Source organism: Micromonospora sp. LOL_025 (genome assembly GCF_048060285.1).
Taxonomy (GTDB): domain Bacteria; phylum Actinomycetota; class Actinomycetes; order Mycobacteriales; family Micromonosporaceae; genus Micromonospora.
This window is the reverse complement of record NZ_JBHMIR010000001.1, coordinates 267047-288367: the sequence shown is the minus strand read 5'-3', so window position 1 is coordinate 288367 and position 21321 is coordinate 267047. Positions and strand designations below refer to the sequence as shown.

At 73.9% G+C, this 21321-nt stretch carries 21 protein-coding genes and 1 pseudogene; 10 read left to right on the top strand and 12 right to left on the bottom strand.

The features are described from left to right. Nucleotides 1-10 precede the first annotated feature (10 nt). From ACFHW0_RS01335 to ACFHW0_RS01320, 4 genes and pseudogenes are all read right to left on the bottom strand, one after another. Nucleotides 11-1429, bottom strand: coding sequence for an alpha,alpha-trehalose-phosphate synthase (UDP-forming) (locus ACFHW0_RS01335; protein WP_416604883.1), 1419 nt, complete (start codon nucleotides 1427-1429; stop codon nucleotides 11-13). A gap of 182 nt (nucleotides 1430-1611) precedes the next feature. Next, on the bottom strand, nucleotides 1612-2460 hold the full coding sequence (locus tag ACFHW0_RS01330) for a DUF308 domain-containing protein (protein ID WP_416604881.1): 849 nt from the start codon (nucleotides 2458-2460) through the stop codon (nucleotides 1612-1614). Between the two features lie 258 nt (nucleotides 2461-2718). Beyond that, nucleotides 2719-3391 (bottom strand): annotated as a pseudogene (locus ACFHW0_RS01325) (response regulator transcription factor). Then, a complete protein-coding gene (locus tag ACFHW0_RS01320) occupies nucleotides 3388-4584 on the bottom strand; it encodes a sensor histidine kinase (RefSeq protein ID WP_416604880.1) in 1197 nt (398 codons plus the stop codon). Before ACFHW0_RS01320 ends, ACFHW0_RS01325 begins: the two are co-directional and overlap by 4 nt. Before the next feature lie 291 nt (nucleotides 4585-4875). On the opposite strand from ACFHW0_RS01320, the gene ACFHW0_RS01315 reads away from it, so the two are divergent. Continuing rightward, nucleotides 4876-5583, top strand: a complete 708-nt coding sequence (locus ACFHW0_RS01315; RefSeq protein ID WP_416604878.1) for a lysophospholipid acyltransferase family protein — start codon at nucleotides 4876-4878, stop codon at nucleotides 5581-5583. A 25-nt stretch (nucleotides 5584-5608) separates the two neighbouring features. Here ACFHW0_RS01315 and ACFHW0_RS01310 read toward each other — a convergent pair whose 3' ends face one another. Continuing rightward, nucleotides 5609-9163 carry an ATP-binding protein gene (locus tag ACFHW0_RS01310; RefSeq protein ID WP_416604876.1) on the bottom strand — a complete coding sequence of 1185 codons (3555 nt, stop codon included), beginning with the start codon at nucleotides 9161-9163 and terminating at the stop codon, nucleotides 5609-5611. Nucleotides 9164-9326: 163 nt separating this feature from the next. On the opposite strand from ACFHW0_RS01310, the gene ACFHW0_RS01305 reads away from it, so the two are divergent. Next, nucleotides 9327-9536 carry a hypothetical protein gene (locus ACFHW0_RS01305; protein ID WP_088999193.1) on the top strand — a complete coding sequence of 70 codons (210 nt, stop codon included), beginning with the start codon at nucleotides 9327-9329 and terminating at the stop codon, nucleotides 9534-9536. 53 nt (nucleotides 9537-9589) lie between these two features. Here the strand turns inward: ACFHW0_RS01305 and ACFHW0_RS01300 are convergent, their stop codons facing one another. Next, a complete protein-coding gene (locus ACFHW0_RS01300; protein WP_121400498.1) occupies nucleotides 9590-10282 on the bottom strand; it encodes a Crp/Fnr family transcriptional regulator in 693 nt (230 codons plus the stop codon). 250 nt (nucleotides 10283-10532) lie between these two features. Here ACFHW0_RS01300 and ACFHW0_RS01295 point away from each other — a divergent pair, with 250 nt between their 5' ends. From ACFHW0_RS01295 to proC, 4 genes are all read left to right on the top strand, one after another. Beyond that, nucleotides 10533-11030, top strand: a complete 498-nt coding sequence (locus ACFHW0_RS01295; RefSeq protein WP_089003323.1) for a polyadenylate-specific 3'-exoribonuclease AS — start codon at nucleotides 10533-10535, stop codon at nucleotides 11028-11030. Nucleotides 11031-11090: 60 nt separating this feature from the next. Beyond that, complete coding sequence (locus ACFHW0_RS01290; RefSeq protein WP_416604873.1) at nucleotides 11091-11594, top strand: pyridoxamine 5'-phosphate oxidase family protein; 504 nt, start codon at nucleotides 11091-11093, stop codon at nucleotides 11592-11594. 178 nt (nucleotides 11595-11772) lie between these two features. Then, nucleotides 11773-12801 carry a 6-phosphofructokinase gene (locus tag ACFHW0_RS01285; RefSeq protein WP_121400914.1) on the top strand — a complete coding sequence of 343 codons (1029 nt, stop codon included), beginning with the start codon at nucleotides 11773-11775 and terminating at the stop codon, nucleotides 12799-12801. Between the two features lie 72 nt (nucleotides 12802-12873). Next, the gene (gene proC / locus ACFHW0_RS01280; protein WP_416604872.1) at nucleotides 12874-13692 is read left to right on the top strand and encodes a pyrroline-5-carboxylate reductase; all 819 of its coding nucleotides are present in this window, start codon (nucleotides 12874-12876) and stop codon (nucleotides 13690-13692) included. 273 nt (nucleotides 13693-13965) lie between these two features. Here proC and ACFHW0_RS01275 read toward each other — a convergent pair whose 3' ends face one another. After that, entirely contained in the window at nucleotides 13966-14490 is a 525-nt protein-coding gene (locus tag ACFHW0_RS01275) for a TetR/AcrR family transcriptional regulator (RefSeq protein WP_416604871.1), read from the bottom strand. Between the two features lie 237 nt (nucleotides 14491-14727). Between ACFHW0_RS01275 and ACFHW0_RS01270 the strand changes: the two genes are divergently transcribed. Both ACFHW0_RS01270 and ACFHW0_RS01265 read left to right on the top strand, forming a co-directional pair. After that, a complete protein-coding gene (locus ACFHW0_RS01270) occupies nucleotides 14728-15117 on the top strand; it encodes a PadR family transcriptional regulator (RefSeq protein WP_416604869.1) in 390 nt (129 codons plus the stop codon). Then, a complete protein-coding gene (locus ACFHW0_RS01265) occupies nucleotides 15114-15890 on the top strand; it encodes a hypothetical protein (RefSeq protein WP_416604868.1) in 777 nt (258 codons plus the stop codon). Before ACFHW0_RS01270 ends, ACFHW0_RS01265 begins: the two co-directional genes overlap by 4 nt. A gap of 1 nt (nucleotide 15891) precedes the next feature. On the opposite strand, the gene ACFHW0_RS01260 is transcribed toward ACFHW0_RS01265, so the two are convergent. Beyond that, nucleotides 15892-17187 (bottom strand): exo-beta-N-acetylmuramidase NamZ domain-containing protein, encoded by a 1296-nt coding sequence (locus ACFHW0_RS01260; protein ID WP_416604866.1) that lies wholly within the window; start codon nucleotides 17185-17187, stop codon nucleotides 15892-15894. Between the two features lie 167 nt (nucleotides 17188-17354). On the opposite strand from ACFHW0_RS01260, the gene ACFHW0_RS01255 reads away from it, so the two are divergent. Next, nucleotides 17355-17705 carry a DUF2203 domain-containing protein gene (locus ACFHW0_RS01255; protein WP_416604864.1) on the top strand — a complete coding sequence of 117 codons (351 nt, stop codon included), beginning with the start codon at nucleotides 17355-17357 and terminating at the stop codon, nucleotides 17703-17705. A 77-nt stretch (nucleotides 17706-17782) separates the two neighbouring features. Here ACFHW0_RS01255 and ACFHW0_RS01250 read toward each other — a convergent pair whose 3' ends face one another. Both ACFHW0_RS01250 and ACFHW0_RS01245 read right to left on the bottom strand, forming a co-directional pair. Continuing rightward, nucleotides 17783-18730 (bottom strand): threonine ammonia-lyase, encoded by a 948-nt coding sequence (locus ACFHW0_RS01250; RefSeq protein ID WP_416604862.1) that lies wholly within the window; start codon nucleotides 18728-18730, stop codon nucleotides 17783-17785. Between the two features lie 101 nt (nucleotides 18731-18831). Further along, entirely contained in the window at nucleotides 18832-19734 is a 903-nt protein-coding gene (locus tag ACFHW0_RS01245; RefSeq protein ID WP_416605235.1) for an NADPH-dependent F420 reductase, read from the bottom strand. A gap of 75 nt (nucleotides 19735-19809) precedes the next feature. Between ACFHW0_RS01245 and ACFHW0_RS01240 the strand changes: the two genes are divergently transcribed. Beyond that, nucleotides 19810-20250, top strand: coding sequence for a DUF4259 domain-containing protein (locus ACFHW0_RS01240; protein WP_416604860.1), 441 nt, complete (start codon nucleotides 19810-19812; stop codon nucleotides 20248-20250). 7 nt (nucleotides 20251-20257) lie between these two features. On the opposite strand, the gene ACFHW0_RS01235 is transcribed toward ACFHW0_RS01240, so the two are convergent. Continuing rightward, entirely contained in the window at nucleotides 20258-20689 is a 432-nt protein-coding gene (locus tag ACFHW0_RS01235) for a hypothetical protein (RefSeq protein ID WP_416604858.1), read from the bottom strand. Nucleotides 20690-20774: 85 nt separating this feature from the next. Continuing rightward, a complete protein-coding gene (locus ACFHW0_RS01230) occupies nucleotides 20775-21266 on the bottom strand; it encodes a glutathione peroxidase (protein ID WP_416604856.1) in 492 nt (163 codons plus the stop codon). Between the last annotated feature and the right edge of the window lie 55 nt (nucleotides 21267-21321).

The window sequence follows — 21321 nt, the reverse complement described above, 5'->3', positions numbered from 1 at the left end:
GCCGCCGGCCTCAGTCGGCGGCGCCCAGCCGGGTCAGCAGCGAGCCGCTGTCGTCGAGGGCGGAGAGGTAGGAGCGGGCCCACGCCCGGATGTCGTGCCGGTGCAGGTGCGCCCGCATGGCCCGCATCCGCGCGCCGAGGTCGTCCGGGCCGGCCCGCAGCGCCGCGAGCAGGCCCTGCTTGAGCCCCTCCAGGTCGTGCGGGTTGACCAGGTACGCCTGCGGCAGCTCGGCGGCGGCACCGGCGAACTCGCTGAGCAGCAGCGCGCCGGTGTCGTCGACGCGGGCGGCCACGTACTCCTTGGCGACGAGGTTCATCCCGTCGCGCAGCGGGGTCACCGCCATCACGTCGGCGACCCGGTAGAGCGCGGCCAGTTCGGCCCGGTCGAACGGCTGGGTCAGGTAGTGGATCGCCGGCTCGCCGACCCGGCCGTACTCGCCGTTGATCCGCCCCACCTCGCGTTCCACCCGTTCGCGGAGGATCTGGTACTGCCCGACCCGCTCCCGGCTGGGCACCGCCACCTGCACGAGCACCGTGTCGCGCACCTTGACGTGCCCGTTGGCGAGCAGCTCGCTGTACGCCTTGAGCCGTTGCTCGATGCCCTTGGTGTAGTCCATCCGGTCGACGCTGAGAATCACCTGCTCGGGACTGCCGAGGTCACGGCGCAGCCGGGCGGCCCGGTCGGCCACGTCGGGCCGGGTGGCCAGCGCGGCCATCTCGACGGTGTCGATGGAGACGGGGAAGGCGCCGATCCGGACCACCCGGTCGCCGACGGTGATCCGCCGGTCGGTGGCGGGAACGTCCAGCACCTTCGCCACCAGCTGGGCGAAGTTGTGCGCGGCCTGGGAGCGCTGGAAGCCGATCAGGTCGGCGCCGAGCATCCCGCGCAGCAACTCGGCCCGGCGCGGGAGCTGCATGAACAGCTCGGGTGGTGGGAACGGCACGTGCAGGAAGAAGCCGATCCGCAGGTCCGGCCGCAGCTGGCGGAGCAGGCCGGGCACCAGTTGCAGGTGGTAGTCCTGCACCCACACCACCGCGCCGGGCTCGGCCATGTCGGCGGTGGCCTCGGCGAACCGCTGGTTGACCCGCTGGTACGCCTCCCACCAGCTGCGGTGGTACTCCGGTTGCTCCACCGAGTCGTGGTAGAGCGGCCAGAGGGTGGCGTTGGCGAAGCCCTCGTAGTGGTCGCGCAGGTCTTCGGCACTCAGCGGAACGGAGTGCATGCGGACGCCGTCCACGTCGGGCAGCGCCGGCGCCGGGCCGGTGCCGCCGGCCCACCCGACCCACGTCGCCGGGGTGTGCCGCAGGAGGGGATGGAGGGCGCTGACCAGGCCACCGGGGCTGCGGCGCCATTCGCAGGCCCCGTCGGGCGCCACACTGTCGTCGATGGGCAGGCGGTTGGCCACCACCACGAGGGAACTCTGTCGCATCTCGGGCATTCCGATCAGCAGGGGAGTGACCGCCGCAGCGGAGGAACAACCGGGCAGTCAGCGAGGGATGTGACGGACAGCGGTATTCCTACTGACAGTAAGTTACACCAGTGTCGCGCCCCCGGCGCGGGGCGCCCGTCGTCCCGGGATGCGGGCAGCAATGCCGGCGGGCGGGCCGCCGGTCAGACGACCGCGCCGTCGTCCGGGTCGCGGTCGTCGTCGTCACCGGGCCGCAGCCGCCAGATCAGCGCGACGAAGCCGGCCAGGATGCCGGTGAAGCCGAACAGGTTGACCACCGAGGGGTCGGCCACCGGGAAGACCCAGGGGAAGAGGAAGAGCACGAAGCCGAGCACGATGGCGAGCACGCCGACCACCGCGTACTTCGAGAAGCGCGGCAGCGGCGGGGGCGGCGGCGGGGTGTAGCGCTCGTCCTCCGCCTCGTCGTCGGGCAGGTCCGCGCCGAAGGTGTCCAGCCCGTCGAGCAGCGACGGCTCGTCCTGCCGGCCGCGGGAGAGGGAGACGCCCGAGATGTCGGCCGCGTACGGCAGCCGGCGCACGTCGGTGGCGGTCGGCCCGGCGGGCTCGTCGGGCGTGCCGAGGGTCACCGGTCCGCCGGCGGGCCCGGGCGGGTCGTCCACGTCCTCGGCGGCGGGCCACGGATTGTCGCCACCGCGGGGAGCGGTGGTGTGGAAGCCGGCGACGATACGGGCCCACTCGGCCTCGATGTCCGGCTCGTCGTCGCGGGGCTTCTCGGGGGCCGTCTCGTCGGCGAGCTGGGTCAGGTAGTCCCGCGCGGTCCTCAGGTGGGACCGGTCGACGTAGAGCCGGTCGACGGGGCGGGGCGGGACGGTGGTGGTGCGGGTGACCGGGTTCAGGTCGGCCGAGGGCTGGAGGTAGGCGGCGATCCCGCCGGCGGCCAGGACGTCGAGCAGGTGCTCACCGACGCGCGGATCCACGTCGCCGGCGATGGCGTACTCGCTCGCGTCCAGCCCGTTGTCCCGCCGTCCCCGGCGGGCACCACCCGCTGACACCGGACATCCTCCTCATCACGCGCCCGCGGCGCGGCCGCCTGAGCCCCCTCGGCGCCGACCGCACGCCGTGCCTTGAATCGTGACACGTCCGGACCCGGTTCCGGGAGTGCCTTGTGGCGCGGCGTACGAAGTCAGAGGCCCTGTCGCAGGTCGCGACCGGGGATTTATGTCCGTTCTTGCTGAATGTTTTTCAACGGAGCCCCTGCCGGCGGTGCCGCCCGAAGGGCCGCCGGTGCCGGCGCACGCGCCGAGGGCCGGTCAGCCCGGGTCGGGCGGTGATCCGGGCCGCACCAGGCCGCTCTCGTACGCCGCCACGACGAGCTGCGACCGGTCCCGGGCGTGCAGCTTGGCCAGCAGCCGGCTCACGTACGTCCGGGCGGTCGCCGGGCTGATGTGCAGGACCGCGCCGATCTCGTCGTTCGACCGGCCGGCGGCGACCTCGGCCAGCACCTCCCGCTCCCGGGCGGTCAACGAGCCCAGCCGGGCCGGGTCCGGCTCCCGCCCGCCGGCGCGCACCGCCGCCATGACCCGTCGCGTCACGGCGGGGGAGAGCAGGGCCTCGCCGGCCCGGACGATCCGCACCGCCCCCCCGCAGCTCGTCGGGGCCGGTGTCCTTGAGCAGGAAGCCGGACGCGCCGGCCCGGATCGCCTCGAAGACGTACTCGTCGGTGTCGAACGTGGTGAGCACGACGACCCGTACGCCGGTCAGCCGCTCGTCGGCGACGATCCGGCGGGTGGCCTCGATACCGTCCGTGCCCGGCATCCGGACGTCCATCAGCAGGACGTCGGGCCGCTCGGTGACCGCCAGCCGGTACGCCGCGTCGCCGTCGCCCGCCTCGCCGACGACCTCGATGTCCGGCGCCCGGTTCAGCAGCGCACGCAGTCCCGCGCGGACCAGGTGCTGGTCGTCGACGAGTCCCACCCGGATCACGTGGTCCCTCCCAGGGGTAGTTCGGCGCGTACCTCGAAGCCGCCGTCGGGTCGGTTGCCGGCGGTGACGGTGCCCCCGAGCAGGGCGGTGCGCTCCCGCATGCCGCCGAGCCCGTACCCGCGCGGGACGTCCTCGCGCTGCCCACGGCCGTCGTCGCGGACGGCGACGGCGAGGGTGCGGGGGCCGCGGACGACGTCGATCTCGACGGTGCGCGCGCCGGCGTGGCGCAGGGTGTTGGTCAGCGCCTCCTGGATCAGCCGGTGGGCGGTGGAGTCGACCGCGGCGGGCAGACCGGTCAGCTCGCCCTGCCGGTGGACGGCGACCCGCAGCCCGGTGGCCCGCGCGCCGGCGGCCAGGGCGTCCAGTCCGGCCAGCCCCGCCACCGGTTGCCGGGGCTCGGCCACGGCCGGGTCGCGCAGGAGACCGAGGGTGGTGCGCAGCTCCCGGGCGACCTGGGTGGTGGCCGAGCGGACGTGCCCCAGGGCGGCCCGGGCGGCGGCCGGGTCGTCGTCGAGGGCCTCGTCGGCCACGCCGGCGTGCAGCGAGATGACGGAGATGTGGTGGGCGATCACGTCGTGCAGGTCCCGGGCGATCCGGAGCCGTTCCTCCTCGACCCGGCGCGCCGCCTCCCGGGCGTGGTCGCGTTCCAGCTGCCGCAGCCGCCACCGTTGCTCCCGGCGCCGCAGCCGTCGGGACCGGACCCCGTCGCCGAGGGCGACCGCGGCGGCCATGATGGCGACGCTGGAGGCCAGCTCGAAGCCGATGAGGTACGCGACGCTCGCGCCCTCCGCCGCGCGGAACGCGGTGGAGACGACGAGCAGGCCGAGCCCCACGAGGACCGCCCAGCGCAGCTGCCCGGCCTCGGCCGCCGAGTAGAGCGCCGCGGCGAGGGGGAGGGCCAGCCCGACCGGCGGGTAGCCGGCCACGTAGTAGGCGACCAGGCCGGCGGCGCTGACCACCAGCACGGCTGTCGGCGCGCGACGGCGCAGGAGCACGAGCGCGCCGAGCCCGACGGCGAACAGGTAGGCGGGGACGTCGCGGCCCCGGTCGCCGCCCACGTTCGCGGTGATCGCCATCGCCACGACGACCGAGACGGCGACGCCGATGAGCAGGTCCAGCACGGTGGCCCGGGGCAGCCGGACCAGCCTGCCCGCCGCCCGGCCCGCCCCCCGCTGCGCCTCGGCCACCCGCACACCCCCGAGCGTAGGTGCCGCCGGCCTTCCCGCGGGGCCGACGGGTGTCCCGACCGACCGTCGCCCTGCGCGGTATCCGTGGCGGCCGGCGGTACGTCGACGGGCGACACCGCCCCGCCTGCCGGCACGGCCCCGTCGCCGTCTGCCGCCCGCCTGCCGCCGTCCGGGATGGACGCTCACGCCCCGCGGGCCGGATCACGTTGTGGCGGCCGGCATCGGGTTCGTAGGCTCATGCCCACGACCACCCGCGGCGACGCGGCGGCGTCGCGACCACCTCTGGAAAGGACGCCGGTGCTGTACTGGCTGATGAAGTACGTGCTCCTCGGCCCGCTGCTGAGGCTGGTCTTCCGCCCGCAGGTCGAGGGGCTGCACCACGTGCCCGACACCGGGCCGGTGATCCTCGCCAGCAACCACCTGTCGTTCTCCGACTCGATCTTCACGCCGCTGGTGGTGAGGCGGCGGGTGACGTTCATCGCCAAGGCCGAGTACTTCACCGGCAAGGGTCTCAAGGGCTGGCTGACGAAGATGTTCTTCGTCGGCTCCGGCACCATCCCGGTCGACCGCTCGGGCGGCCGGGCGGCCAGGGCGGCCCTGGACACCCAGCTGCGGGTGCTGCGCGCCGGTGGCGTCGCCGGCATCTATCCCGAGGGCACCCGCTCGCCGGACGGGCGGCTCTACCGGGGCAAGACCGGCGTGGCCCGGCTGGCCCTGGAGAGCGGCGCCCTGGTGATCCCGACGGCGATGCTCAACGCCGACGAGATCCAGCCGCCCGGCAAGCTGATCCCCAAGATCGCCCGGGTGCGGATCCGGTTCGGCCCGCCGCTGGACTTCTCGCGCTACGCCGGGATGGCCGGTGACCGGTACGTCGAACGCGCGGTGACCGACGAGATCATGTACGAGCTGATGGAGCTCTCCGGCCGCGAGTACGTCGACATGTACGCCCAGAAGGCCAAGAACCCGCCCGCCGGCCCGGCCCCCCGCGAGCCGGTCCCCGCCTGACGGGCCACCCGCCCGCGTGCCCCAGTCAGCAGGCCAGCGCGGTGTCGGCGGTGGTCGTCGGGGGGCGGGCCAGGTCCAGCAGGACGGGGGTGTCGTTGCGCAGCGCGAACGCGCGCAGCTCGGCCAGCTCCGGGCGGCCCGCCGTCGGCTCGCCGGCCCGCTCCAGCTCCACCGTCGCGAAGGTCAGCGCCAGCATCCGGTCGGTCACGTCCGGGATGCCGGCGTAGATCTCGGCGCCGGCCAGGTGCAGCTCCGCGGCCCGCCGGTGGTCGCCGTCCGCGGCGGCCAGCGCGCCGGTCACCGTCCGCCGCGCCGCCTCCGACCAGGGCGTGCGGTGACCCACCCGGTCCAGCATCGCGCGCACCCGGGCCGCCGAGTCCCGCCCGGCGAGGCTGGCCGCGTACCCGGCCGCCGCGATCCACTCGCCGCTGGCCAGGGCCGGCACCGCCGACCAGGAGTCGGCCAGCTCGTCGATCAGCGTCGCCGCCTCCTCCCGGTGCCCCTGCAAGGCGCGGCACAGCGCGCCCATCCCCAGCATCGTCCAGTGCAGCCGGTGGAAGCCGCTGCGCCGCGCGGCGTCGAGCGCGGCCGCCACGTCGTCGCGGAACGCGGTGGCGCCGTCCTGGGAACGCGCCGGCGGCACCCGCCCGCCCCGCAGCACCAGCAGGCAGGAGCGCAGGCCACGCACCTGCATGTCCCAGCTGCCGGTCGGGGTGTCCACGAAGGCCTCGGCGGCGGCCAGCAGCCGGTCGAAGTCGCCCTCGAACCAGGCACGCATCGCCTCCGCCGAGTAGCTCGTGGTCAGCGTCTGCCCGCTGGCCTTGCGCGTCGGCAGCGACGAGAGCAGGGCGTCGGAGCGCAGCCAGTCGCCCTCCTCGCAGACGGCGTAGACGAGGTTCTGGATGGCCCGGGGCAGGGCGATCAGCTGGTTGGCGCGGCTGACCTCGACGATCGCGTGCAGCTCGTCCAGGCCGGACCGGTCGCCCGCCTGGTAGCGGGCGATGGCCGAGGTGATCTGGGCGTTGGTGCGGGTCTCGGTCAGCCCCAGCCGCTCGCCGATCTCCGCCGCCCGTTCGGCCGCGGCGACCGCCGGATCACGCTCGTAGTTCAGCATGTGCAGCCGGCCCAGCTCGGCGTAGGCGTCCGCCTTCTGGGGGCTGTCCGGCAGCGGGGCGAAGAGCTGCACGGCCCGGTCCAGGCAGGCCAGGGCGGCGGCCCGGTCGGCCCGCAGCCACGCGGCCTGACCGAGCAGCGTCCAGGCGCGCGCCGCGCAGGCGTCGTCGCCGTGCGCCAGCAGCCGTTCGGCGAGCGCCTGCACCTGCTCGGGGCCGCCCCCGGAGAGGAAGCCGTTGCCGTCCCGGTAGAAGGAGATCTCCGTGCTGAGCAGCTCCAGCTGGAGCCGGCCGACCGGGTCGGAGTCGTCGGCCAGCCCGAGCGCCCGGCCCGCGTGGCTCGCCGCGACGTCGAGACTGTGCAGCGCGTACGCCCGGCGGGCCGCCCGGTGCAGCGCGGCCCGGGCGGGGCCGGCGAACCGACCGATCTCCATGCCCAGCGACCGGGCGATCTCGTGGGCCGCCCACCGGTGGTGGGCCAGCACCTCGGCGAGGTCGGTGTCCCGGCTCTGCGAGAGCATGTCCAGCCACTGCGCCGTCCGCTCGTGCCGCGCCACCCGCTCGGTGCGGGGCAGCCGCTGATAGCAGACGTCGCGCACCAGCACGTGCCGGAACCGGTACTCCGGCTGCCCGGCCATGGTCGAGGCGGCCTGCTCGTGCACGAAGTCGCGCTGCTCCAGCCGGCGCAGCGCGCGTTCCACCGACTCGACGGGCTGCCCGAGCGCGGCGGCCACGGCCCCCGGCCAGAACTGCACGCCGACCACGGCGGCGGCCAGCAGCACCGTGCGCTCCTTGGCGTCGAGCAGGTCGATGCGGTTGGCGATGACGGCGTGCACGCTCTCCGGCATCGGCAGGTCGAGGTGCTTCTCCAGCGACCAGCCCCGCACGGACTGGCGCAGCGCGCCCTGCTCGATCAGCATCCGGACGTACTCGTGGGCGTAGAGCGGGTTGCCGCCGGCCACCTCGATCAGCGGGGTGAGCATGTCGGCGGAGAAGGCCGCCCGGCCGAACATGTGGGCGTAGAGCGCGGCGATGCCCGTGTCCCGCAGCGGGGGCAGGGTGATGGTCACCGAGCCGGTGATCGTCCCCGCCCAGCTCGGGTCCCGGTCGACGAGTTCCGGCCGGGCGGTGCAGAGCAGCAGCAGCGGTACGTCCCGGGCGGCGGTGCCGAGCAGCTCCACGAAACGCAGCATCGCGTCGTCGGCCCAGTGCAGGTCCTCGAAGACCAGCACGGTCGGCCGGCGGGCGGCCAGGGCGAGCAGGAAACGCCGCCACGCCGACTCGGTCTCCTCGGCCGGCAGCGCGGTCCCCGGCAGCCCCACCAGCGGCCGCAGGGCGTCGACGAGGCGCTGCCGCTCGCCCGGGCCGACCAGCTCGCCGACGGCCGAGGCGAGCCGCTGCGCGGCGCTCGACGCCGGGTCGGTGTCCAGGATGCCGGCCTCGGACTTGACGATGTCGGCCAGCGCCGCGAACGTCACGTTCTCGCCGAACGGCGGGCACCGCCCGATCCGCCAGGTCAGCGGCTCGTCGACCAGCCGGTCCACGTGCCGGTACAGCTCCCGGACCAGCCGGCTCTTGCCCAGACCGGCCCGGCCGAAGACGGTCACCACCTGCGGGCGCCGGTCGCGCAACGACCGGTGCAGGGCGTTGACCAGCATTCCCAGCTCGTGTTCGCGGTCGATCAGCGGCGTGACGTCGGGCTGCCGGTCGGTCGACTGCCGGCGCACCGGGGACAGGGCCAGCCACACCTCGGTCGTCGTCGACCGGCCGCGCAGGATGACCGGCGGCTGCTCCGAATAGCGGATCGCGTCCCGCGTGAGGGCGTGCGTCACGCCGCAGACCAGCACCCCGCCGGGCGGCGCGACGGACTGCATCCGGGAGGCCGTGTTGACCACGTCGCCGGCCACGATCGCCTGGCCGCCGTCGCGGGCGGCGGCCACGTCGACAAGCGCCTCGCCGGTGGCCACCCCGACCCGGAAGCGCAGCGCGTCCGCGCCGGTGGGGGCGAAGCGGGTCAGCACCCGTTGCAGCTCCAGGCCGGCCCGTACGCAGCGCAGCGCGTCGGTCTCGGTCGCCACGGGCGCGCCGAACAGGGCCATCACCGCGTCGCCGATGTACTTCTCCACCACCCCGCCGTACTGCCCCACGACACGGCGCGCGGCCGAGAAGAACCCGGTCTGCATGCCGCGGACCAGCTCCGGGTCCGCCCGCTCGACGTACGGGGTGAAGTCGATCAGGTCGACGAAGAGCACGCTGACCCGGCGGCGGTCCTCCTGCGGGGCCGGCTGCCGCTCGCTGCCCGGCCGGGCGGCGCCGCAGGAGGTGCAGAACGCCACGTCCTGGGCGAGCGGGCGCAGGCAGTGCGGACAGACCGCGCCCAGCTCGTTGCCGCAGCCGCCGCAGAAGCGGTCGCCCGCGGCGGCCGTGCGTCCACAGCGGTCACACTGCGTGGCGATGACACCCTCCACTCGCGATCCCGCCGGTGCCGGAGGCGGCACCGTTCCGGTGTCAGTATCGCCGTCTGTCCAGCTGTCGGGTACCGGGCTGTTGGCTTGTGGACAGTCCACCGGCCGGTCCTGCGGTTACAGTCAGGCGGCTGAATGTCGACCATTGACCACAGGGGGATTCCCGATGGTGTACGTGATGTTGCAGAGCGACTGGACCGACGGCAACGGGGTGAGCCACCTCGCGGGCGACTCCGTCGACGTGGACGCCGCCACGCTGGCCGCGCTCCAGGCGCAGGGGATCGTCAGCGAGCAGTCCGGTGGCGGCAAGGACGGCACGGAGTGGGTCGGGCCGGGCAGCACCAACTGGGTCGGGCCGGGCAGCAACACTCCCTGACACCACGCACGAAAGGGCCGGAGCAGCCGCTCCGGCCCTTTTTCGCGTACGCCTCAGCGCTCGCTCATGCCGGCGCGGCGGCGCAGCGCCGCCACGTCGGTGACCACGATCCGCCGGCCCTCGGTGCGCAGCCAACCCCGGTTGGCGAACGACCCGATGGCCTGGTTGACGCTCTGCCGCGAGCCGCCGGCCATCTCCGCGAGCTGGCTCTGGTTGAGCTCGATGGTGATCATCGGGGCCTGGCTCTCGCCGGCCAGCCGGACCAGGGTCTTGGCCACCCGGCCGGGCAGGTCCAGGAAGACGTGGTCGGCGTTCTGCTCGGTCAACCGGCGGATCAGCCCGCCGAGCGAGCGCATCACCGCGTCGAGGATGCGCGGGTTGGAGTGCACCAGCTCCATGAACGCGCCCCGGGACAGCGCGAGCGCGGCGCAGTCCTCGATCGCCTCGGCCGAGGCGGAGCGGGTGGAGGCGTCGAGCAGCGAGACCTCGCCCAGCACGTCCGGCGGACGGATGACCGACAGCACCGCGCGCTCGCCGGTCGGCGCGGTGCGGAAGACCGCGACCGCGCCCCGACGCAGGACGATGAGGGACTCGCCGGGGTCGTTCTCGACGAAGAGCAACTGACCCTTGCGGTACGTGCGGGGGACCGCCGCGGCGATCACCCGCTGCCGGACCTCCGGCTCCAGCCCGGCGAACATCTCCACACCCGTGAGCGCGTCACCCGGCTCCGGAAGGCGCATCTCCACGGCCCAACCCCTCCCCGGTCAAGGACCACAACTCGCTCACCGGGTGAACCTGAAGGCCCTCGACGAGGTGAACTGACACCGGTTCGGCGTCCGGTAGCGGTACACATCAGATCATGACGGTCCGGTCGCTTGCTGTACACCCCTCAAATCACTTCCGTGACACTCCCGAGCTGCGGCGACCGGCGTGACGGGCGGCGTCCGGCCGCCCCGGTGGCCCGGCTGCGGCGGGCGTGGGCGAGGATGACCGGTGATGGTCTACCGCTATTTCTACGACTGCGAGTTCATCGAGGACGGCCGGCTCGTCGACCTGGTGTCGATCGGCGTCGTCGACGAGTACGGCCGCGAGTTCTACGCCGTCTCGACCGAGTTCGACGACTCGCGGGCCGTGCCCTGGGTGCGCCGCAACGTGCTCGACAAGCTGCCCTCCCCGGCGAACCGCGCCTGGCGTTCCCGCGAGCGCATCCGCGACGAGCTGTACGACTTCCTCGTCGAGCCGGTCCGCGACCGCCCGGGCGAGCAGTTGGAGCTCTGGGCCTGGTACGCCGCGTACGACCACGTCGCCCTGGCCCAGCTGTGGGGCGCCATGCCGGCGCTGCCCCGGGAGATCCCCCGGTTCACCAAGGACCTGCGTCAACTCTGGGACGACCGGGGCCGGCCGCCGCTGCCGGACGCCGACGCGGCACGCCACGACGCGCTGGTCGACGCCCGGCACAACCTGGCCCGGTGGCGGGCGATGACCGGTTCGTAGGTTTGGTCGGTTCTGTCCCGGGCACCGGTGCGACGTCGAGCCGATGTGAGGGAGAGTCCCATGAGCAACGAACCGACCAACGCCGCCGAGGCCCGGCGCCGGGTGACCGAGTTGGTCCGGGAGGCGCGCATCTGCATGCTCACCACGACCGCCGTGGACGGCCGGATGGTCAGCCGTCCGATGGGCCTGCAGGAGGCGGAGTTCGACGGCGACCTGTGGTTCTTCGCGTACGCCGACTCCGCCAAGGTCCGGCAGATCCGCGTGAACCCGGAGGTCAACGTCTCCTTCTCCGACTCCCGGCGCAACGCGTGGGTGTCGGTCTCGGGCACCGCCCGGGAGGGGTACGACCGGGCGAAGGCCGAGGAGCTGTGGAACCCGGTGCTCAAGGCATGGTTCCCGGACGGGCTGGAGACTCCCGGGCTCACCCTGGTCAAGGTGCACGCCAGTTCCGCGGAGTACTGGGACTCGCCGTCGAGCACCGTGGTCAACCTGTTCGGCTACGCCAAGGCGGCGGTGACCGGCAAGCCGCCGAAGGCGGGGGAGAACCACGAGGTCAGCTACTGACCGGTAGGCCGACCGGCCGGTGGGACCGGCCCGGGGCGCGGTGTCGACGTGCGCCAGCGACGACTACAGTGCGCACTGACGGCCCGCCCCGGGCCGGCAACGGCGCCGATGGTCTGATTCGACACATATCCTGGGGCAAATCGGGCTACACCTGATGCTCCAGGAGGATGAGCAGATCATGCGTATCGGCGTGCTCACCGGCGGCGGCGACTGCCCAGGTCTCAACGCGGTCATCCGGGCGGTGGTCCGCAAGGGCGTCGCCAGCTACGGCCACGAGTTCGTGGGTTTCCGGGACGGCTGGAAGGGCCCGTTGGAGGGCCTGTCCCGCCCCCTGGGCATCGCGGAGGTCCGCGGCATCCTGCCGCGCGGCGGCACCATCCTCGGTTCGTCCCGGACGAACCCCTTCAAGATCGAGAACGGCGTCGAGCGGATCAAGGAGAACCTCGCCGCGCAGGGCGTGGACGCGCTCATCGCGATCGGCGGCGAGGACACCCTCGGCGTGGCCACCAAGCTGCACGAGCTCGGGGTCCACGTGATCGGCGTGCCGAAGACGATCGACAACGACCTCGGCGCCACCGACTACACCTTCGGCTTCGACACCGCCGTCAACATCGCGATGGAGGCGATCGACCGGCTGCACACCACCGCCGAGAGCCACCACCGCACCCTGGTGGTCGAGGTGATGGGCCGGCACGCCGGCTGGATCGCCCTGCACGCCGGCCTGGCCGGCGGCGCCAACGTGATCCTGCTGCCGGAGCGGCAGTTCGACGTCGAGCAGGTCGCCGGCTACGTCGAGAAGCGTTTCCAGCACCAGTACGCCCCGATCGTCGTGGTCGCCGAGGGCGCCCAGCCGCTGGACGGCCAGATGGTCCTGCACAACCAGGAGCTCGACGCGTTCGGCCACGTCCGCCTGGGCGGCATCGGCCAGTGGCTCGCCGAGCAGCTGGAGGCCAAGACCGGCAAGGAGGCCCGCACCGTCGTGCTCGGGCACATCCAGCGCGGCGGCACCCCGAGCGCCTTCGACCGGGTGCTCGCCACCCGGCTCGGCCTCCAGGCGATCGACGCGGTCCACGAGGGCGACTGGGGCAAGATGGTCGCCATGCAGAGCACGGACATCGTCCGCGTCCCGCTGGCCGACGCCACCCGCGAGCTGAAGACCGTGCCGCTGGAGCGGTACGCCGAGGCCGAGGTCTTCTTCGGCAGCTGATCCATCCGCGGCGTCGCGGCGGGCCGCCCGGCCCGCCGCGACGCCGGCTCACGGCGAGGGGGTACGACGGCGATGGCGGGTTCGGTGCACACGGTCGCGGTCATCGGGGCCGGCAAGATCGGCGAGCTGATGCTCTCCGGGCTGCTGCGGTCGGGCTGGCCGGTGGACCGGCTGCTGGCCACCGCCCGCCGACCCGCCCGCGCCGAGGAGCTGACCGCCCGCTACGGGGTGCGGGTGGTCGACAACCTCACCGCCGTGGCCGAGGCGGAGGTGCTCGCCGTCTCGGTCAAGCCGCAGGACGCGGCGACGCTGCTGGCGGAGATCGGGCCGAAGGTGCCCGCCGACAAGCTGGTCATCTCGCTCTGCGCCGGCCTGCCGACCAGCTTCTTCAACCGCCGGCTGCCCGAGGGCACGCCCGTGGTGCGGGTGATGACCAACACCCCGGCCCTGGTCGACCAGGCGATGACGGCGATCTCCGCCGGCGCCCACGCCACCGGCACGCACCTGGCGCTGGCCGAGGAGATGTTCAAGCCGCTGGGGTCGACCGTCCGGGTGCCCGAGTCCCAGCAGGACGCGGTGACCGCGCTCTCCGGCTCCGGGCCGGCGTACTTCTACCTGCTCGTCGAGGCGATGATTGACGCCGGCATCCTGCTCGGCCTGCCCCGGCAGGTCGCGCACGAGCTGATCGTGCAGACCGCGATCGGCTCGGCGGTGATGCTGCGCGACTCCGGCGAGCACCCGGTGAAGCTGCGCGAGGCGGTCACCTCGCCGGCCGGCACCACCATCTCCGCCGTGCGCGAGCTGGAGAAGCACGGCGTACGCGCGGCGCTGCTCGCCGCGCTGGAGGCGGCCCGGGACCGGGCCCGCGAGCTGGCCGCCCAGGCCGACTGACTTCTTCGGCGTCGGCCGCCCCCGAGGGCTCTCTGGAGCCCGTGGCGCAGCCGGCCCGTGGTGCCGATTCTGGGCGGCGCGGACCGGCCCGGTTAGGGCGCGTATCGGGTCGTCATCAATGCGCATCGCAGCTTCCGGGGCGGGTGCCCGTCTAGGTGTGGGCCCGGCGATCTGCGGCTGCGCCGTGTGGGCGCGAGTGACCGGAAGCGATGCCGTAGGCAGGCGGCGGCGGGGGCCCGAGGGCCCCGGCCGCATGCCCGCCGGGATGGTGTGTCAGACCACGGCGAGCCGGTCCACCAGCAGCTCCACCCTCGGCTCGGTGTCCTCCGGCGGTAGCCGTCCCGCTCGGGTCAGGGTGGCCAGCCCGTGCAGGGCCGCCCAGAACACCTCTGTGAACAGTGCCGGGTGGACGCCGTCCCCGGCGACCTCGCCGAGGCTTTCCAGCAGGGCGGCGAAGGCGTCCTTGAGAGGTTGTGGGGTGTCCTCGCTCGCGAAGGCCAGGCCGCCGTCGAGCTCGAACATGGCGTCGTAGACCGCCGGGTTGCGTGCGGCGAAGTCTAGGTAGGCGCGGACGAGGGCGGTGACCCGGGCGCGCGGGCCGTCCGCGGCGGAGGTCGAGGCCCGCAGCGCCGCAGCCATCTCGGCGGCGCCGTCGAGGGCGACGGCGCCGATGATCTCGCGTTTGCCGCGGAAGTGGCTGTAGAGGACGGGCTGGCTGTATTCGATGCGCTCGGCGAGCCGGCGGGTCGTGACCGCGTCCCAGCCCTGCTGCTCGGCGAGTTCGCGGGCAGTCGCCACGATGAGGCGCTCGCGCGCCGCCCGTTCGCGCTCCTTGCGTTCCTGTACGAGAACCCGCGCTCATCAATCGCCCTGTGCGGCCATCGAGTCGACGTACGGCGGCACGGTGGTGTTCCGGGCGCGTCACCACCTTGAGGGCAGCCCGGCGCGTGTCGGCCGCCGAGAGCGCCGGTGGGGCGTATGGAGGCGGCTGATGTCCGGCTAGACAGACTGTCTGAGTAGAGGCACTATCTAGGCATGAACGCCATCACCCAGCCCAGCGAGTGGCTCCGCGGAGTCCTGGGGTTGTGTGTCCTACGGATCATGGCCGCCGGTCCGACCTACGGGTACGCGATCGCCGCCGAGCTGGTCGAAGCGGGCTTCGGAGAGATCAAGGGCGGAACCCTGTATCCGCTGCTGGCCCGCCTCGAGAAGAACGCCCTCGTCACCGCCGAATGGAGAGCCGGTGACGGTGGCCCGGGCCGCAAGTACTTCACGCTCACCGAGACCGGCCGTGCGGAGCTGGCGCAGGGCCTCGCCCAGTGGCAGGCGTTCGCGACCAGGGTCGGCAACCACCTCTCCACCGGCGACACCGGCGACGACCTGTCACTGCCCCACCCCCGGAGCTCCGAGAAGAGGACGCCGTGAACACCACCCCCCGAACCCCGGCCGGGTCCCGAGAGGTCTGGCAGCGCCCGTTCGTGCAGGCCCACCAGAAGTGGTGCGACGACTTCGTGATCGAGCTACGGCTCCGGGACGTGCCCGGTCCCGTGATCGGAGAGCACCTGGGCGAGGTCGAAGCCCACTGCGCCGAGACCGGCGAGACACCCTCGGAGGCGTTCGGGGATCCGACCGACTACGCCAGGCAGCTCCACGAGAGCGGCTCACCGGAGCCCGTGTCGGGGGTCTGGAAGATCACGGTCCTCTCGGCCGCACAGGTGCTGGCAATGCTCGTCGGCGCCGCGGCGGTCGCCCCGTGGGCGCGCGGCGAGCGGCTGAGCTACAACGCGGTCCAGCTCGCCTGCCTCGGGGTGTTCCTGCTCGTGCTCCTGAGCCTGCCCAAGCTGCTGTCGCCCCTGATGCGTCACCCCTTGGCGGTCGGTCTTCCCCTGGCCGCCCTGGTGCCCCTCGTCGCCGTGGGGGCAGCGGCCGCCGGCCGGCTCGGCCTGCCGGCCGTACTGACCCTTCCCGCCCCGGCGCTCTCCCTCGGGCTGTTCGTGGTGGTCGGAGTCCTGGCGTTCGTCGAGCACCGGGAGTTGGCATGCGACGGGGACGGTGACCTCGTCACCTCCCCCTTCGCCCCCGTGCCGGGAGCACCGCGGGTGGGCGAGAGGCGTCGACGACTGGCCGCTCTCGTGCCGTCCTGCTCGGTCCCCGTCGCCTACCTCGTCCTGGCCGCCGTCAGCTGGGTCTTCGCCTGAGTCACCGGTAGAGCAGGTGGGGCTTGCGGCGGCGGTCGAAGTCCGCCAGCTCGTCGGCCCAGGCGCCGACCACGTCGTCCACGTCGGCGCCCGCGTCGATCATCGTGCGCAGTCGCGGCGACCCGGTCAGCTTGTCGATCCAGTACGGCCGCACGGCGTCCCACGAGTCGCGCCGCCACGCGAACGCCTCGTACTTGTGCGCCTCCACCAGCATCGCGACCGCCGTGCGGATGGGGTCGTACGTCGCGCGGTCGACGACCTTGACCTCGACCCCCGCGCAGAGCTTGTTGAGCAGCGCGGGCTTCTGCCCGGCGGACGTCGGCGTGAAGTACGCCTCGCGGAACTCGACGCCGGGCAGCTCGCGGGCGTTGAGCCGGTCGGACCAGTGGTAGTCGAAGTCCTGGGCCAACCCGCCGATGAGCTCGAACGGCTTGCAGGTGCCCCGGCCCTCGGTGAGCGAGGCGACGCCCTCGAACAGGCCGGTGCCGGGGTAGACCAGCGCGGTGTCCGTGGTGGGCATGTTCGGGCTGGGCAGCACCCAGGGCAGGTCGGTGTCGGCGGCCAGCTTGTCGCGCTTCCAGTGCCGGCACTTCACGACGTGCAGGTCCACCTGGCGGCCGGCCTCGGCGGGCAGGAACTCGGCGTTGAAGAACCGGGCCAGCTCGCCGACGGTCATCCCGTGCTGCTGGACGATCTCCTTCAGCCCCACCCCGGAGGTGTAGCCGGCGGTCATCATCGGGCCGTAGGCCCGGCCGCCGACCGGGTTCGGCCGGTCCAGCACCACGTACCGCTTGCCGGTCCGGGCGGCGGCCATCATCGAGGTGTACATGGTCCAGATGTACGTGTAGAAGCGGGCGCCGACGTCCTGGATGTCGAAGACGACGGTGTCGACGCCGGCCTGGGTGAACATCGTCTCCCACTTGGCCAGCGAGGCGCCGTACGCGTCGTAGACGGTGATCCCGGTGCGGGCGTCGATGCCGGTGCCCTCGCTGCCCCCGGCCTGCGCCGAGCCGCGGAAGCCGTGCTCGGGACCGAACGCGGCGGCCAGCCGCACCGTGCCGGAGGCGTGCATCAGGTCGACCAGGTGCCGGTAGGCCGAGTCCACGCCGGTGGGGTTCGAGATCACCCCGACCCGCTGGCCGGCGAGTTCGGCGAAGTCGGACCGCACGAGCACGTCGAGCCCGGTCTCCACGCGGCGGATGCCGGGCGCGGCGTGACCGGCCGCGCCGGGTGCCGTCGCCGCGACCGCGCCCGCCGTCACCGCACCCGCTCCGGCCAGGAACTTCCTTCGCTCCATGTCGACCTCCCTCGGTTTGGTCGAAACTTAGCTACACGTTGATGCCCCGTCAAGGAAGGTTAGCTACAAAGCCGGGGTCGACGTCCGGCCGGCGGCGCTGTCGGACCTGCCGACCCGGCGGCGCGTGTGCGGACCCCACCGGTCCGGCCGTGCTCCATACTGGCCCGGTGTTCACCCTCGCCCAGGCCCGCCACCTGATCGCCACCCTGCGCCCGCGCGTCGACGAGCTGATCCGGCTGCGGGCCGACCTGGCCGAGCTGCGCGTCGACCTGGCCGACCGGGGCGTCAGCCCGCTCGGCGGGCTGGCCGAGGTCAAGGGGCTGGAGGCGCGGCTGCACGCCCTCGTCGAGGAGTTGCACTCACACGACATCCAGGTCAAGGGCATCGCGCCGGTGCTGCTCGACTTCCCCGGCGAGCGCGACGGTCGGCCGGTGCTCTGGTGCTGGCTGGAGGGGGACAGCGACGTGCGTTGGTACCACCGGGTGGAGTGCGGCTTCGCCGGCCGCCGCCCGGTCTGATCAGCCGCGGACGGGGTCGCCCCGCCCGGGGCGGTGGCGGGGAGGCGGGCCGGGCCCGTCACCCGCGCCGGTGGTGCTCAGGCCAGGGACGCGAGCATGGCCGGGGAGACGTTCCCGCCGCTGAGGACCAGCACGGTACGGGTGCCCGGCGCGGCGTCGACCAGGCCGGCCCGCAACGCGGCGAGGGTGACGGCGGCGGACGGCTCGACCAGGAGCTTCGTCGCGTCCAGCAACTCCCACCAGGCGGCCCGGATGTCCTCCTCGGACACCTCGACCACCTCGTCCACCAGCGCGCGGACGTGCGCCAGCGTGTGCCGCCCGGCGAACGGCGCCGCCAGCCCGTCGGCGATCGACGTCGGCCGTACCGCGAGGGCGTCGCCGCCGGTGCGCAGCGCGTGGCCGACCGCGTTGGCGGTGGCCGGCTCGACCCCGACGACGCGGGCGGTGGGGGCGGCCGCCCGGACGGCCGACGCCACCCCACTGATCAGCCCGCCGCCGCCCATCGGCACGAGGACCAGCTCCGGCGGCGGGCCGTCGGCCAGGATCTCCCTGCCGACGGTGGCCTGGCCGGCGATGACGTCCGGCTCGTCGAACGGGTGCAGGAGGTGGTAGCCGCGCTCCGCCGCGAGGGCCTGGCAGGTGCCCACCAGGTCGTCGGTGAGGACGACCTCGCCGCCGTACCGTCGGACCGCCTCGATCTTGGTCGGCACCGCGTGCGGTGGCATGCAGACGACCGTCGGCAGGCCGAAGGCGCGACCGGCGAAGGCCACGGCCGCCGCGTGGTTGCCGGCGGAGAAGGCGGTCAGCCCGGCGGGCGCCCCCTGCCGTTCGACGCGGGCGAGCAGCGCGTTCAGCGCACCCCGCACCTTGAAGCTGCCGGTGTGCTGGAGGTTCTCCGCCTTGACCGCGAGGTCGAGCCGGAGCGGGTCGCCGAGGCGGGGGCAGGGCAGCAGCGGCGTGCGGGCGACCCGCCCCTCGATGCGCCTCTCGGCCGTGATGATGTCGTCCACGGTGGTGAGCTGCACGGTCGCAGCCTAGCCCGGCCCCGGCCGACCGCACCGCCCGTGGCGACGGCGACGCAGGAACCGATCGAACGGTGCGACCGGCGGGGCGGTGGCGCGACCGCTCAGCGGGTGGCTTCGGTCAGCGCGGCGCGCACCCTGGCGGCGTCGGCCGGCGCCTCGCGCTCCCAGTCCGCCGGATCGGCCGAGTAGATGGTCCCGTACGCCGGGGTGTCCGGCTGGTAGCGCCAGCTCTCGGCGAGCGTCCCGGCGTCCACGGCGTCGTAGCCGATCTTGTCGAGGAAGGCCGTGGCCTCCGCCTTCGCGCCCGCGTCGTCGCCGGCGACGGGCAGCGCGCTGCGGTCGTCGGCGCCGGCCGGCCGGGCCAGCGCGTGCAGGTGCTTGAAGAAGATGTTGTTGAACACCTTGACCACCCGCGACCGCGGCAGGTGCCGTTGCAGCAGCTCGCTGCTGGTGGTGGAGCCCGAGTCCAGCTCGGGGAACCGGCCGTCCCGCTCGGGGTAGTAGTTGTTGGTGTCCAGCACCAGCTTGCCGGCGAGCGGCTCGACCGGCACGTCCCGGTACGCCTTCAACGGGATGGTGACGACCACCAGGTCGCCGGCCTCCGCGGCCTCCCGGACCGTGGCCGCCCGGGCGCGCGGGCCCAACTCTTCGACGAGATCCTTGAGGGTCTCCGGGCCGCGCGAGTTGCTCAGCACCACGTCGTAGCCGGCGGCCACCGCCAGCCGCGCCACCGTGCCGCCGATGTGTCCACTGCCGATCAGTCCCACAGTTGTCATGTCGCTTCCCAACCTCGTTCGCGGTGACGGTATTCCCCACCGGTGTGGTCGACAATTCCGCCCGGTGCCCGGTGCCCGGTGCCCGGTGCCCGGTGCGTCGGTGGGTCGACCGGCCGACGGTGCGGGTCGCCGGCCGGCGGGAGCGGTCCGCGGGCCCGTCCGCCCAACGTACTGCCGGCCCGGGTCCGGGGGGCCGGCTTCGGGACAACGCCTGCCGGACGGCCGCATCGCCGTCGCGGCGGGGCCGATGTCGGTCCTGGCGGCTAGCCTGCCTCCACTTGCGAACACGGAACGGGGAGTGCGATGGGCACGTGGGCGGCGGGGCCGTTCGACAACGACGTGGCGGCGGACTGGTGCGCCGGCCTCGACGAGGCGTCGCCGGAGCGGCGGCCCCTGCTGGTGGAGCAGGCGCTGCGCGAGGCGGCGGGGGAGGGCGACTTCCTGGACTCGTGGCCCGGTGCCAGGGGGGTCGCGGCGTCGGCGGTGGTCGCCGCGCACCTTCCCGGCGGCCCGGCGGTCGACTCGGCGTACGCGCCGGACTTCCTCACCGCCGGCGGGCGCCTCACGCTCTCCGCGGAGCTGCCGGCGCTGGCCCTGCGGGCGCTGGACCGGGTGCTCGCCGACGGGTCCGAGCTGGCCGAGCTCTGGGACGAGGCCGGGGAGCTCGACGAGTTCGCCGCCGCGCTCGCCCCGATCCGGGCCGCGCTGGCCGACCCGACCGGGGCCACCGCCGTCGGGGGTTGAGGCGGGGTCACGGCCGGCGGGGGCCGGGCGTGGTGTGCCCCGTCCGGCCGTCCGGATCGCCGTGGCGCCGGACCGCCGCCACCACCCGCTCGACGCGTACGCCGGTCGTCGGGTCGGTCCAGACGAACACCACCGGCCTGGCCGCCGCGAAGAGTTCCCAGACGAACGGCGGCAGGTCCTCGGGCGACATCCGGATGTAGGACGTCGCGTCGGCGACCCGACCGAGCAGGTGCGCCAGCGCGAAGCGGTCCCGTCCCGGGCCGTCGAGGTGCTCGGGAGCCGGCGGGAGGTGGCGCAGGCGGCCCTGGTCGCGCAGCACGTCGTCGGGCACGGCGGCGTCGAGCACGACCCGGCCGGCGTCGAGCGGGCGCTGGATGCTGACGTGGTGGTCGGGCGGGACCTGGCCCGGCGCGAGCATCCCCTGCACCGCGAAGAACATCCCGACCCCCTCCGCCCGGACCGTTCCGGGGTGTCGCCGATCGTAGTCCGCTCGACACACAGGGGGACGATCGAGGCGGGTGCCGTCAGGCCGTGGGCAGCACCTTCTCGATCGCGGCGCGCAGGTCGGCCGAGCCGGGCTCGACGGTGGGCGCGAACCGGGCCGCCACCGTGCCGTCCGGGGCGACGAGGAACTTCTCGAAGTTCCACCGCACGTCGCCGGCGTGGCCCTCCGCGTCGGCCGTGCCGACCAGCGCCGCGTAGAGCGGGTGGCGGCCGGGGCCGTTCACGTCGACCTTCTCGGTCAGCGGGAAGGTCACCCCGTAGTTGACCTGGCAGAAGTCGCTGATCTCGGCGGCGGTACCCGGCTCCTGGCCGGCGAACTGGTTGCAGGGCACGCCGAGCACCACCAGGCCGCGGTCGGCGTACTCGTCGTGCAGCGCCTGGAGGCCGGCGTACTGCGGGGTGAGGCCGCAGCGCGAGGCGACGTTGACCACCAGCAGCGCGCGTCCGCGGTACTGCGCGAGGTCGGCCGGGCCTCCGGCCAGGGCGTCGATCCGGGTGTCGAAGACGGTCATGGGCCGAGGCTACGCGCGCCACCGGGCCGCCGCTCGCGCCGCCACCGGGCCTTCG